The sequence below is a fragment of the Paraburkholderia sp. MM5477-R1 genome (assembly GCF_050436385.1).
GTDB classification, from domain to species: domain Bacteria; phylum Pseudomonadota; class Gammaproteobacteria; order Burkholderiales; family Burkholderiaceae; genus Paraburkholderia; species Paraburkholderia tuberum.
Window position 1 is genome coordinate 71,500 of sequence record NZ_JBNDMC010000007.1, and the last position, 12,755, is coordinate 84,254.

12 protein-coding genes are annotated in these 12,755 nt (G+C 66.2%); 5 read left to right on the forward strand and 7 right to left on the reverse strand.

Going from position 1 to position 12,755, the window contains the following annotated elements; translation table 11 throughout:
- Positions 1-33 precede the first annotated feature (33 nt).
- The 7 genes from OKW35_RS29125 to OKW35_RS29155 form a co-directional block, all read right to left on the reverse strand.
- The gene (locus OKW35_RS29125) at positions 34-1,416 is read right to left on the reverse strand and encodes a zinc-ribbon and DUF3426 domain-containing protein (RefSeq protein WP_429553894.1); all 1,383 of its coding nucleotides are present in this window, start codon (positions 1,414-1,416) and stop codon (positions 34-36) included.
- 47 nt (positions 1,417-1,463) lie between these two features.
- Entirely contained in the window at positions 1,464-2,366 is a 903-nt protein-coding gene (gene prmA, locus OKW35_RS29130; protein ID WP_184058521.1) for a 50S ribosomal protein L11 methyltransferase, read from the reverse strand.
- A gap of 3 nt (positions 2,367-2,369) precedes the next feature.
- Positions 2,370-3,734 (reverse strand): acetyl-CoA carboxylase biotin carboxylase subunit, encoded by a 1,365-nt coding sequence (accC, locus tag OKW35_RS29135; protein ID WP_090801904.1) that lies wholly within the window; start codon positions 3,732-3,734, stop codon positions 2,370-2,372.
- A gap of 116 nt (positions 3,735-3,850) precedes the next feature.
- Positions 3,851-4,324, reverse strand: coding sequence for an acetyl-CoA carboxylase biotin carboxyl carrier protein (gene accB / locus OKW35_RS29140; protein WP_184058519.1), 474 nt, complete (start codon positions 4,322-4,324; stop codon positions 3,851-3,853).
- Positions 4,325-4,401: 77 nt separating this feature from the next.
- The gene (gene aroQ / locus OKW35_RS29145; RefSeq protein ID WP_184058517.1) at positions 4,402-4,857 is read right to left on the reverse strand and encodes a type II 3-dehydroquinate dehydratase; all 456 of its coding nucleotides are present in this window, start codon (positions 4,855-4,857) and stop codon (positions 4,402-4,404) included.
- Between the two features lie 208 nt (positions 4,858-5,065).
- A complete protein-coding gene (locus OKW35_RS29150; protein ID WP_429490241.1) occupies positions 5,066-5,626 on the reverse strand; it encodes a TlpA family protein disulfide reductase in 561 nt (186 codons plus the stop codon).
- Positions 5,627-5,645: 19 nt separating this feature from the next.
- Positions 5,646-6,296: a UDP-N-acetylmuramate--alanine ligase gene (locus tag OKW35_RS29155; RefSeq protein ID WP_090801898.1), complete on the reverse strand. Its 651-nt coding sequence runs from the start codon at positions 6,294-6,296 to the stop codon at positions 5,646-5,648.
- 188 nt (positions 6,297-6,484) lie between these two features.
- Here OKW35_RS29155 and mpl point away from each other — a divergent pair, with 188 nt between their 5' ends.
- From mpl to mtgA, 5 genes are all read left to right on the forward strand, one after another.
- Entirely contained in the window at positions 6,485-7,879 is a 1,395-nt protein-coding gene (gene mpl / locus OKW35_RS29160; RefSeq protein ID WP_184058513.1) for a UDP-N-acetylmuramate:L-alanyl-gamma-D-glutamyl-meso-diaminopimelate ligase, read from the forward strand.
- Positions 7,876-8,490 (forward strand): YqiA/YcfP family alpha/beta fold hydrolase, encoded by a 615-nt coding sequence (locus OKW35_RS29165; protein WP_429553895.1) that lies wholly within the window; start codon positions 7,876-7,878, stop codon positions 8,488-8,490. The genes mpl and OKW35_RS29165 overlap by 4 nt, the downstream gene beginning before the upstream one ends.
- A 215-nt stretch (positions 8,491-8,705) precedes the next feature.
- Positions 8,706-10,844 (forward strand): ribonuclease catalytic domain-containing protein, encoded by a 2,139-nt coding sequence (locus OKW35_RS29170; protein ID WP_429553896.1) that lies wholly within the window; start codon positions 8,706-8,708, stop codon positions 10,842-10,844.
- The gene (aroE, locus tag OKW35_RS29175; protein ID WP_184058507.1) at positions 10,841-11,704 is read left to right on the forward strand and encodes a shikimate dehydrogenase; all 864 of its coding nucleotides are present in this window, start codon (positions 10,841-10,843) and stop codon (positions 11,702-11,704) included. The genes OKW35_RS29170 and aroE overlap by 4 nt, the downstream gene beginning before the upstream one ends.
- 25 nt (positions 11,705-11,729) lie before the next feature.
- A complete protein-coding gene (gene mtgA, locus OKW35_RS29180; protein ID WP_184058505.1) occupies positions 11,730-12,464 on the forward strand; it encodes a monofunctional biosynthetic peptidoglycan transglycosylase in 735 nt (244 codons plus the stop codon).
- Positions 12,465-12,755: the final 291 nt, after the last annotated feature.

Consider the following 12,755-nt stretch of genomic DNA (forward strand, 5'->3'; position numbering starts at 1 on the left):
GCGCCCGCTCGGGAGCGGGCGCGCGAGGGTGCGTTACGGATAAAAAATCTGTACGCGAAAATTGGAGGCAATCGCGCTGCCGGTGTCGAGGTGCACGATCATCGTCTGCGTCGCGTGCGCGGGCAGGCCGGACGCGATCACGGTGCCGGGCGGCACGTAATCCTGCGGCCACAGCACGCGCCGCACGGCGACGTTGTTCTGATCGTCGAGCAGCGTGAGTTCGATCGCGGGGTAGGCGAGCGCGATGTTCAGGCGGTTGTGCAGCGGCATCTTCAACTCGAGCTTGTGCGGGCCGTCGATCTGCCGCAGATCGGAGGGCTCGACCAGCAGGCCTTCGATATCGTGCGGCGGCGTCAGCTGACAGCCGAGATGCGCGCAGGCCTGCGCGTACAGGATCTGCGAGCGCGGCAGGTTGACCATCACGGTCTCGCGTTGCCACCACGCGAGTTGCGCGAGCAGCGCAATGACGAGCAGCGCGGCGAGCACCACACCGGCGACGATCCAGCCGACGCGTCCGGCGTCCACCGGGCGGGTTTCGCGCACGACCGGGAACGGATCGTCGCCATCGCTGACGGGCGGATTAACCGAGAATGGCTCGCCGCTCGATGGGGCGAGCGACGGACCGCCCGGCGGGCGCGGGCCGCCGGGACCGCCGCCGCCCGAAGCACCTGCGGCAGCCATGCCTGCGGCGGCGCCGAAGCCGCCCACGCCCCCACCGACCGGGCCGAAGTGCGGCTCGTTGTCGGGCATGCCATGCAGACTTGCTGGTTCGCGCAGCGCCGGTTCATCGAGCGTGGACGGCTCCGGGCGTTCGATCTTGTGCCAGACGCGCGGCGCTTCGTCTTCGACTCGCGGTGGGGGAGCAGGCGCGGTGGGCGGGACAACAGGTGGTTCATCGACCGCGTTGTCGGCGGGATAGGCGAAGGGTTCGAGCGGCGCGTCGGCCAGCGTCGGCTCATCGTCCGCGGGTAGCGGTGCCGTGAAAGCGCCGGCGCGCAATTCCGGTTCGGTCGCCTGGCGAGGAGTGCCCGATGTGACGGGTGCGTGCTCGTTGCCGCCAAGCGGCAGCGGCGCGAGCGGCACGCTGCTCGCGTGGTCGCGCAAACGGGCATCGAGCGTGCTGCGGGAAATGCTGGTGGAGTCTTGTTCCGAAGCCGGCGCCCATGGGTCCCACGCGACCCCGCTGAAGTCCGGGTTGGGTTGCCGCACACCCGACAGCGCTTCGATTGCCGCCGCGGCGGCAACCGGTTTGGCCGTGGAAAAATCGCCGCCTTCGGAGACGTCGAACAGACTGCTCGACGCGTCGAAGACTTCCTGACAATGCCCGCACCGCACGAGGCCGCGGCGCTGCGCAAGCTGCGCCGGTTGCAGAAGGAAGACAGTTTCGCAGAAGGGGCAACGCGTCGCCAGGTGCATATCGAGCCGTTAAGCCTGAGGCCGTTAGGTTGACAATACGCCTTATTCTAATTGCTTTCGCGGCGCGTTCCGGCGAGGCACACCCAACCTTCATGTTCGCGCCACACGCTGATATCGATCCAGCGCGCGTAGACCTGCGCGACCTCCTCGGCCTGGCGGGCGAGAATGCCCGACAGCGCGATGTGGCCGCCCGGCTTCACCTTCGACGACAGCATCGACGCCATCAGCTTGAGCGGATTGGAGAGAATGTTCGCGACCACGACGTCGAATTCGCCGGCCGGACAGGCGTCGGGCAGGCCATAGGTGACTTCGGCGTGATTGCGTTCGCTATTGTGACGCGCCGATTCGACCGCCTGCGGATCGATATCGATGCCGATCACCGGATCGGCGCCGCACTTCTTCGCGAGAATCGCGAGGATGCCCGAGCCGCAGCCGTAGTCGAGCACGGACTGGCCGGGCTTGATCGACTGCTCGATCCACTCCATGCACAGACGCGTGGTGGGGTGGCTGCCGGTGCCGAACGCGAGACCCGGATCGAGTTCGAGCACGAGCGCCTCGGGGTCCGGCGCATCGTGCCACGACGGCACGACCCAGATGCGCTCGCCGATCTGGATCGGATCGAACTGCGACTGCGTGAGCCGCACCCAGTCCTGCTCCTCGACCTCGCGCACGGTATATGCCGGCGCGGCATCGAGTCCGATCTCGTTGGCCGCGGCGGTCAGCAGCACGGCCGGATCGTGTTCCGGCGCGAGCAGCGCGATCACGCGCGAATGCTGCCATGCCGTGCGATCCGGCGTGAGGCCGGGCTCGCCGAACAGCGGCTGCTCGTCGGGCGTGTCGGCGTCGGCGTCTTCGACCGACACCGACAGCGCGCCCAGCTCGAGCAGCGCGTCGGACAACTCCTCCGCGTGCTCGCGCGCCAGTTCGGCAACCAGTTCCCGATAGCTCATGACTTACGCTTCTTCCGCGACCTGCTGACGCGCGGCCAGCCGGTTTTCGAGGTAGTGGATGCTGGTGCCGCCTTCGACGAACTTCGCGTCGAGCATCAGCTCACGGTGCAGCGGGATGTTGGTCTGAATACCTTCGACCACCATTTCCGACAGCGCGATGCGCATCCGCATGATCGCCTGTTCGCGCGTGGCGCCGTAAGCGATCAGCTTGCCGATCATCGAATCGTAGTTCGGCGGCACGAAATAACCATTGTAGGCGTGCGAATCGACGCGGATGCCGGGACCGCCCGGCATATGCCACGAGGTCAGGCGTCCCGGTGACGGCGTGAACTTGAACGGATCTTCGGCGTTGATCCGGCATTCGATCGCATGGCCGCGGAACTGGATGTCGCGCTGACGGAACGTGAGCTTCTCGCCGGCCGCGATGCGGATCTGTTCCTGCACGATGTCGACACCGGTGATCAGTTCGGTCACCGGATGCTCGACCTGCACGCGCGTGTTCATCTCGATGAAGTAGAACTCGCCGTTCTCATACAGGAACTCGAAGGTACCCGCGCCGAGATAGCCCATCTTCTTGCACGCGTCCGCGCAACGATCGCCGATGCGGTCGATCAGACGGCGCGCGATGCCCGGCGCCGGCGCTTCCTCGATCACCTTCTGGTGACGGCGTTGCATCGAGCAGTCGCGCTCGCCGAGCCACACGGCGTTCTTGAACGAGTCGGCCAGCACCTGGATTTCGATGTGCCGCGGGTTCTCGAGGAATTTCTCCATGTAGACCTGCGGGTTGCCGAACGCGCGGCCGGCTTCCTCGCGGGTCATGATGACCGCGTTGACGAGCGCCGCTTCCGTGTGGACCACGCGCATGCCGCGGCCGCCGCCGCCGCCAGCCGCCTTGATGATGACCGGATAGCCGACCTGGCGGGCGATCTTTACGATCTCCTTCGGATCGTCCGGCAGCGCGCCTTCCGAACCCGGCACGCAAGGCACGCCGGTCTTGATCATGGTCTGCTTGGCCGTGACCTTGTCGCCCATCATGCGGATCGTTTCCGGACGCGGGCCGATGAAGGTAAAGCCGGACTGCTCGACGCGCTCGGCGAAGTCGGCGTTCTCCGACAGGAAGCCGTAGCCGGGGTGGATCGCTTCGGCGTCGGTGACTTCGGCCGCGCTGATCAGCGCGGGCATGTTCAGATAGCTCAGATTCGACGGTGCCGGGCCGATGCAGACCGCCTCGTCGGCGAGCTTCACGTACTTGGCTTCCTTGTCGGCTTCAGAATAGACGACGACCGTCTTGACGCCGAGCTCGCGGCAGGCGCGCTGGATACGAAGCGCGATCTCGCCACGATTGGCAATGAGGATTTTTTCAAACATAGCGGGTTTTCGACTCATCAATGGGCGCCGGGTCGGTCACGACGCCGGCTGCCGCAGAGGATCGGTCGCGCGCCTCGGGACGAGCGGCGCGCGGGCGGCAAATAGTGCGTGCCGCGTTAGCCGACCACGAACAGCGGTTGGCCGTATTCGACCGCCTGGCCGTTTTCGACGAGGATTTCCTTGACCACGCCGGACTTGTCCGACTCGATCTCGTTGAGCAGCTTCATCGCTTCGATGATGCAGATGGTCTGGCCTTCCTTGACCGTGTCACCGACCTGCACGAACGGATCGGCGCCCGGCGACGGCGCGCGGTAGAACGTGCCGACCATCGGCGAGGTAACGACGTGACCCTGCGGCGCGGCGGCGGCCGGCGTGGCCGGAGCGCCCGCGGGGGCTGCCGGTGCTTCGACAGCGCCGAACGGCGCCGGTTGTGCGAATTGCGGTGCGGCGTATGAGACGGACGGTTGGACGTAAACCGGCGGCGCATTCTTGACGATGCGGACCTTGCCTTCGCCCTCGGTCACTTCGAGTTCGGAAATACCGGACTCCGAGACGAGGTCGATCAGAGTTTTGAGTTTACGTAGATCCATCAGGTTGCCCCTTTCAATGCGTAGTGTGCCGGCGTGTACAAGTCGCAGTAGCCGGCTCAAATTGGACGTGTTTGGATTCAGCCGCGCGACGACCCGGCCGCGAGCCGGTCGAGCGCGAATTCGAGCGCGTACAGATACCCCTTCCAGCCGAGGCCGCAAATGACGCCCTCAGCCTGGTCGGAGAAATACGAGTGATGCCGGAACGGTTCGCGGCGATGCACGTTCGACAGATGGATCTCGACGAACGGGATGCCGACCCCCGCCAGTGCGTCGCGAATGGCCACGCTCGTGTGTGTGTACGCGGCGGGATTGATCAGGATGAAATCGGTTTGCTCGGTGCGGGCCGCCTGAATGCGGTCGACCAGTGCGCCTTCGTGATTGCTCTGAAACGACGCGAGTTCGACGCCTGCGTCGGCTGCGCGGTCCACCAGCGCCTGATCGATCTGCGGCAGGGTCACGCGACCGTAGACCTCGGGTTCCCGGCTGCCGAGAAGATTGAGGTTGGGTCCGTGCAGTACCAGCAGTCGCGTCATGGTCGCTTCTTTTTCCGTGGAATTGCGCGCACTTTAGCGCTGATTAGAGAAACTTGTCTAGTTTCGCGCGCGTACGCGGCGACGGCCGGCGCGGGCCGCGGCGCAGCCTTGGGTCCAACTTCACTCAAATTCGGGAATTATCCGTGTATTTTTGCTCGTTCTGCACGGAATCGCATGCCAAAAAGCGCAGCGTGGGAAATCGGGGAATTTACAGCGCGTCGAGCGTCTGACGCAGCGCCGTCGGGTCGATCTGGCCCAATTTTGTCGAGCGGATGTTGCCTTTTGCGTCGATCACGACGGTAAACGGCAAACCGCCCGCATTGTTGCCGAACGCGCGCGCGAGGTCGGCGCCGCCGAAGCCGGTCACGTAGACGGGGTACGCGACCTTGACCTTCTGCAGGAAGGTCTGGATGTTCTTTTCCGAGTCGACGCCGAGGCCGACGAACTGGACGCCTTTCTTCGCGTACTCGCGCTGGATCTGCGACAGCGCCGGCATTTCCTCGACGCACGGAGCGCACCACGACGCCCAGAAGTTGACGACGATCGGGTGGCCCTTGAGCAGGTTCAGCGACTGCGGTTTGCCGTCGACGTTCGTGACCGGCGCGCTCCACAGTTGCTGCACGGGACTCGCAGAGGTGGCAGGCTGCGCTCCGGCCTGCGCCGCGTTCGCGACGTCGGAACCGCGATTGAGCCAGTGATTGGCCAGTACGCCGCCGCCCGCGGCAATCAGCGCAACGACCGCGCCCGCCAGCATACGTCTCGTGTTCATCGTGCTCCGTTCTGTCTGATCAATTGGTGAAGGACGGCACTTCGTCGCCGTCGAGCAGCGCCTGCACCGCCGGCAAATTGGCCCGCGCCGTGCGGCCGCGCGCGTCGGCGCGTACCGCGCCACGCAGGTCGTCGGTTTCGTACAGCGCGACGTGGATGCCGACCGGCTCGGCGTTGCGCTCGCCCGCGGGGCGCCACAGAAAGCTCAGCGTCTCCACGTAGCCGCGGCCCGCGAAGTGGCGCGTTTCCGACACGTCGTACTGGATGTTTGCATTGAGCATGTAGATCGCGACTTCCTTCGGGTTGTCGCAAAACACCTGCAGATGCACATCCGAATGCTCGCCGGCCGTACCGCCGAGCACCGCGCCCGTCAGATACGGATTGAACGGCGCGAGCCGCTCCATCCAGTCGACCGCGATCATGCGCAGGCGCCGCAGCAGCGCCGGCTGGCTGTCGCTCTGGAACAGCGACTGATATTCGCGGATTTCTTCTTCGATCTGATCGTTGTCCGGCAGCCATTCGCCGGCAACACGAGTCTCGCCGACGACCTGCCGGGCCGCCTTGCGCTTCGCGCTGGCGTAATCCAGGCCGTCTTCGGCAATCAGGCGTGCCGCCGCGATTGCGATTTCCTCGCGCACGCGCTGCGGATCGAAATGTGATTTGCGGACCATCCTCGCATGATACTCGATCGAGCCTGCGACGCGGTTCGGCGGCCCGCACGGGGCGGCGCCGGGCGTGGCCGGCAGGGGGCAGCGCGCGTCGCGTCGGTTACAATAGGCGTCCTTTGCAGACGGTCGTTCCGACCGTCCTGTGGCTCTCTCATCCCTCGCAAGAAACGCCCCCGCGGCACGACAGGCTTATGCATATCCACATCCTCGGCATCTGCGGCACCTTCATGGGCGGTCTCGCGGTGCTCGCGCGCAATGCGGGCCACACGGTGACCGGCTGCGACGCCGGCGTCTATCCGCCGATGAGCACGCAGCTCGAGGCGCAAGGCATCGGTCTGATCGAGGGTTATGACGCGGACCAACTGAACGGCCTGAACGCGGATCTATTCGTGATCGGCAACGTGGTCACGCGCGGCAACCCGCTGATGGAAGCGATTCTGGACCGCGGCCTGCCGTACGTGTCCGGTCCGCAGTGGCTCGGCGAGCACGTGCTGAACGGCAAATGGGTGCTGGCCGTGGCCGGCACGCACGGCAAGACCACCACGAGCTCGATGCTGACCTGGCTGCTCGAAGACGCGGGCCTGAACCCCGGCTTCCTGATCGGCGGTGTGCCGCTCAATTTCGGCGTGTCGGCGCGGCTCACCGATTCGAGCTTCTTCGTGATCGAAGCCGACGAATACGACACCGCGTTCTTCGACAAACGCTCGAAGTTCGTCCATTACCGCCCGAAAACGGCGGTGCTGAACAATCTCGAATTCGATCACGCCGACATCTTCCCTGATCTCGCCGCGATCGAAACGCAGTTCCATCATCTGATCCGCACGGTGCCACGCCTCGGCCGCGTCGTCACGAACGGCCGCGAGGACGCGCTCGAGCGCGTACTGACGCGCGGCTGCTGGAGCGAGGTCGAGCGCTTCGGCGTCCAGGGCGGCTGGGAGATCCAGGCGGCGGAGCAGGGCGTGCCCGTCGACGAACGCTTCGCCGTCTATCACAACGGCGAGCGCGTCGGCGTGGTCGACTGGCAGGTGCAGGGCGAGCATAACCGCCTGAACGCGCTCGCCGCGATCGCCGCCGCGCGCCATGTCGGCGTGCCGCCCGCGCAGGCCGCGAAGTCGCTGTCCGGCTTTCGCAACGTGAAGCGCCGCATGGAAGTGCGTGGCAGCGTCGAGGGTGTGACCGTGTACGACGACTTCGCGCATCACCCCACCGCGATCGAGACGACGGTGGCCGGCCTGCGCGCGCGGGTCGGCCGCGACAACACGCGAATCCTTGCGGTGCTGGAACCACGCTCGAACACGATGAAGCTCGGCATGATGAAAGCGCAACTGCCGGCGAGCCTCGCCGACGCCGATCTCGTGTTCGGCTACGGCGCGCCGAGCGGGCGCGACGCGCTCGGCTGGAACCTCGGCGAAGCGCTCGCGCCGCTCGACGGCAAGGCGCAGGCGTTCGACAACCTCGACGCGCTCGTGAAGGCGGTGGTCCGCGCGGCGCGCCCCGGCGACCAGATTCTGGTGATGAGCAACGGCGGCTTCGGCGGGGTGCATCAGAAACTGCTCGACGGTCTTTCGACGCGAGGCGTGTCGTGATTCTGTATCTGCACGGTTTCCGTTCGTCGCCGAATTCGTTCAAGGCGCGCCTGCTCGCGGCGCGTCTCGCCGAGCTGGGCCGCGCCGACGAGTGGTGCTGCCCGATGCTGCCGGTGTCGCCGTTCGAAACCGTGGCGCTCGCCGAATCGCTGGTCGCCGACGCGCGCGCGAAGGGCGATGCGCGGCAGGTGACCGTGATCGGCAGTTCGCTCGGCGGCTACTTCGCCACCCATCTGGCCGAGAAACACGGCTGGCCGGCCGTGCTGCTGAACCCGGCGGTCGTGCCGCAGCGCGACCTGAGCGCGTATCTCGGCGAGCAGCCGTTGTGGCACGGTGGCGGCAGCATCGTTGTCGAGCCGCATCATCTGGATGAATTGCGCGCGCTCGGCGTGGCGTCGATCACGCGGCCCGAACGCTATTATTTGATGGCAGCCACCGGCGACGAAGTGCTCGACTACCGCGAAATGCTCGCGCACTATCCGGGCGCGCGCACCACGCTGATCGAGGGCAGCGACCACGCGATCAGCGAGTTCGCGCAGTATCTCGGCGACGTGCTGGCCTTTTGCGACGCCGAACATGTCGAGCCGCCGGCGCCGCGCGCAGCGGCCTGACGGCACGCAAGGGCGGCGGCATCGAACCCTGCAAGGACGTCAGTCAGAAAGACCCACCGACCGCCACCGCTGGTCGCAAGATTCAACCCGCTGGCACGCGCAGTGCGCGCCGCGGATTCACTATCACGAACAGGTTGCCGTGCCGCGCATGCAGTGATCGATCGCCACAGGGCGTCGGGCGCGACGGCAGACGCAAGTCAGAACGAGAGTATTGAGTGAACGTCTTCTTCGAGGAATCGGGCAGTTTCAAGGCCGGCAGCGTGCTGTCGCGCCAGGGCGACGCGTTTCAGGTCGAGTTGCCGGGCGGGCGGCGCGCGAAGGTGCGCGCGAAGGATGTGCTGATCGAGTTCGAGAAGCCCACCGCGGCCGAACTGATGCAGCAGGCCGACGCGTTGGCGCAAGAGATCGATCTGGACTTCCTGTGGGAATGCGCGCCGGACGATGAATTCCCGTTCGCGACGCTGGGCGCCGAGTACTTCGGCGCGAGCTTCGGCGCGATCGAGCGCGCGGCGCTGGTGCTGCGCATGCACGGCTCGCCGGTGTACTTCCGCCGCAAGGGCCGCGGCATGTACCAGCGCGCGCCGCAAGAGCAACTGAAGATGGCGCTCGCGGGCCTCGAGCGCAAGCGTCAGCAGGCGCTCGTGCAGGCGCAGTACGAGGAAGAGCTGAAGGCAGGCCGTCTGCCTGAAGCGTTCGCGGGCGGCAAGGGACTCGCGCTCTTGACGAAGCCCGACAAGAACACGATCGAGTACAAGGCGCTCGAGGGCGCCGCGGCCGCGCGCGGCATCTCGCAGGCGCGGCTGATGCTCGAATGCGGCGCGATCGCGTCGCCGCGCGCGCTGCACGAAGCGAAGTTCCTGTCCGAGTTCTTCCCGCACGGCACCGGCTTCCCGTCCGTCGCGGCCGCGAACGTGCCCGACGATCTGCCGCAGGCGCACGTCGAGGCGTTCTCGATCGACGACATCACCACGACCGAAATCGACGACGCGTTCTCGGTCGAGCATCTGGCCGACGGCCGTGTGCGCATCGGCGTGCACATCGCCGCGCCGGCGCTCGGCATCCAGCGTGGCGACGACGTCGATGCGATTGCGCGCGCGCGTCTGTCGACGGTCTACATGCCCGGCGACAAGATCACGATGCTGCCCGACAGCGTCGTCGACACCTTCACGCTTGCCGAGGGTGGGTATCGGCCGGCGCTGTCGCTGTACGTGATCGTCAATCGCGAGACGCAGGAGATCGTCGCGAGCGAAACGCGCGCCGAGCGCGTGTTCGTGAAGAACAATCTGCGCCACAACACGCTCGACGAAATCGTCACCGAGAAGGCGCTCGCCGAGGGCACCGGCGAGTATCCGCACAAGGACGATATCGCCGTGCTGTGGCCGTTCGCGCAAGCGCTGTTCGAAAAGCGCCAGACCGCGCGCGCCGGCTACGGCCTGCGCCGCGAAGTGCAGCGCAATACCGACTTCAATTTCTACGTCGACGGCGAGCATGTCACGATTACGCCGCGCCGGCGCGGCTCGCCGCTCGACACGATCGTCGCCGAGCTGGCGATTCTCGCGAACTCGTCGTGGGGCGGGTTCCTGCACGATCACGGCGTGCCGGGCATCTATCGCACGCAGCGCGCGTTCGGCGTGCCGAGCGGCCCGAAGCGCACGCGCATGCAGACCAACGCCGCGCCGCACGAAGGGCTCGGCGTCACGCAGTACGCGTGGAGCACGTCGCCGCTGCGCCGCTACGTTGACCTCGTGAATCAGTGGCAGCTGATCGCGTGCGTGCAGCATGGCGTGACCGCCAAGCTCGCCGCGCCGTTCAAGCCGAAGGACGCCGATCTGTTCGCGGTCGTGCAAGGCTTCGACGACACCTACACCGCGTACGCCGACTATCAGCGTCGCATGGAGTACTTCTGGTGTCTGCGCTGGCTCACCCAGGAAAACCGCAAGCAGGTGGTCGCGTCGGTCGTGAAGGGCGATCTCGTGCGTCTCGAGGAAATTCCGCTGCTGCTGCACGTGCCGGGCCTCGGCGTGCATGCGCGCGGCACGCGTTTGCAGATGGAAGTCATGTCGATCGATGAACTGACGATCGAAGCGTCGGTGCGTCTGTTGCACGTGCTCGATGCACCGACCGTGACGAGCGGCGGCGAAGCCGAAGAAGGCGAGGACGAGAGCGAGGAAGAGTTGCTCGACGCATCCGATGACAGCGCCGAAAGCGAAGCCGAAGCTGAAGCGGAAGCCGAAGGCGAAGGCGGCGATCCCAACGACAACCCCAGCGCAGACGAATCCGCGGCGACCGGCGACGGCAACGACGCCGCGAACAACGCCGACAACGACCAACACGTCACGGAGCCGGGACGATGAGCGGCAACCCAACGCGCGAGCGCTACGCGGTCATCGGCAACCCCGTCGGGCATAGCAAGTCGCCGTTCATCCACGGCCGCTTCGCCGCGCAAACCGGCGAGCCGGTCGAGTACGGTCATCTGCTCGCGCCGCTCGACGCGTTCGTGCCGCACGTGCGCGCGTTCATCGAAGCGGGCGGACGCGGCCTGAACGTGACGGTGCCGTTCAAGCTCGACGCGCATGCATTCGCGAATACGCTGTCGCCGCGCGCGGCGGCGGCCGGCGCGGTGAACACGCTGCGGGTCGACGCCGACGGCATCTACGGCGACAACACTGATGGCTTCGGCCTCGTGCGCGACATCGAGGTGAATCTCGGCGTGTCGCTGAAGGGCGCGCGCATCCTGCTGCTCGGCGCGGGCGGGGCCGCGCGCGGTGTCGTGCTGCCAATGCTCGAGCGCGCACCGCATACGCTGACGATCGTCAATCGCACGGCGCAGAAGGCCGAAACGCTGGTCGACCAGTTCGCGCAGGCTGCCAGCGGCGCGCACTGCCGTCTGACCGGCGGCAGCGCCCGCGCGATCGAAGCGGGCCAGTACGACGTGATCGTCAACGCGACCGCGGGCAGCCTCGATGCGTCGCTGCCCGAGTGCGACGATCGCGCGTTCGGCAACGGCACGCTCGCCTACGACATGATGTACGGCGCGCATCCGACCATCTTCATGCAGCACGCGGCGAAACTCGGCGCGCGCGGCGCCGACGGACTCGGCATGCTGGTCGAGCAGGCCGCCGAATCGTTCCATGTGTGGCGCGGCGTGCGTCCGGACAGTGCGCCGGTGCTCGCCGAATTGCGCGCGCTGCTGACGGCGCCGTCGCCCGCGTAATGTCGGCGCGCGGATAGCACGCACCATGACAGCGACGCGGCGCGCCAGCGGTTCGCGCGGCCAGTCCGGCCCGCTGCGCTGGCTCGCCTGGTTGACCGCGGTCGTGGCCATCGCCTGGCTCGCGACGCAGGCGTACTACTTCGCGCAGATCGCAATCTGGAACGTCGTCAATCCGCGCTCGACCGCGTTCATGCGCTCGGACGCATGGCGTCTGTCGCAGGACCGGCCGGATCTGTCGGTGCAGCGAACGTGGGTGCCGTACGAGCAGATTTCGCGCAACCTGAAGCGCGCGATCATCGCGTCCGAAGACGCGAACTTCGTCAACAACAAAGGCTACGAAACCGACGCGATCCTGCAGGCGTGGGAGCGCAACAAGGCGCAAGGCCGGATCGTGCGCGGCGGCTCGACGATCTCGCAGCAGCTTGCGCGCAACCTGTTTCTGTCGCGCGAGAAAAGCTATATCCGCAAAGGCCAGGAGCTGATCATCACGTGGATGCTCGAAACGCTGATGGACAAGCAGCGCATCTTCGAGATCTATCTGAACTCGGTCGAATGGGGCAGCGGCGTGTACGGCGCCGAGGCGGCCGCGCAGTACTACTTCAAGACCTCGGCGAGCAAGCTCACGGCCGCGCAGTCGGCGCGGCTCGCGGTGATGCTGCCACGCCCCAGGTATTTCGATGAACACAGGAATTCGGCGTATCTCACGCAACGCGCGCGCGTGATTGCGCGGCGGATGGGCGCGGCTGAATTGCCGGATTGAAAGAGCCCTCGATCTCGTTGTCCTGCTTCGAAGCCCGCCTCGCGCGGGCTTTTTTTCGTCAGCAGACCGCGACCGCGACAGTTCGCTAAACACTCGATCGCCACTAAAATCTCACTATATGGACTCAACATTCACATATTGGTGATTCTCAAAAGTCGCCCTACAATCCAAGCCAACATGCATCGCGAGTCGGCGCCCCAGCGCGCCGAAACAGCGAATAGCGACAGAAAAAAACCGGAGACGAGACCGACCATGTCTGGCAGCCAACCACAGCAGCCGCGCGAGCGCGGC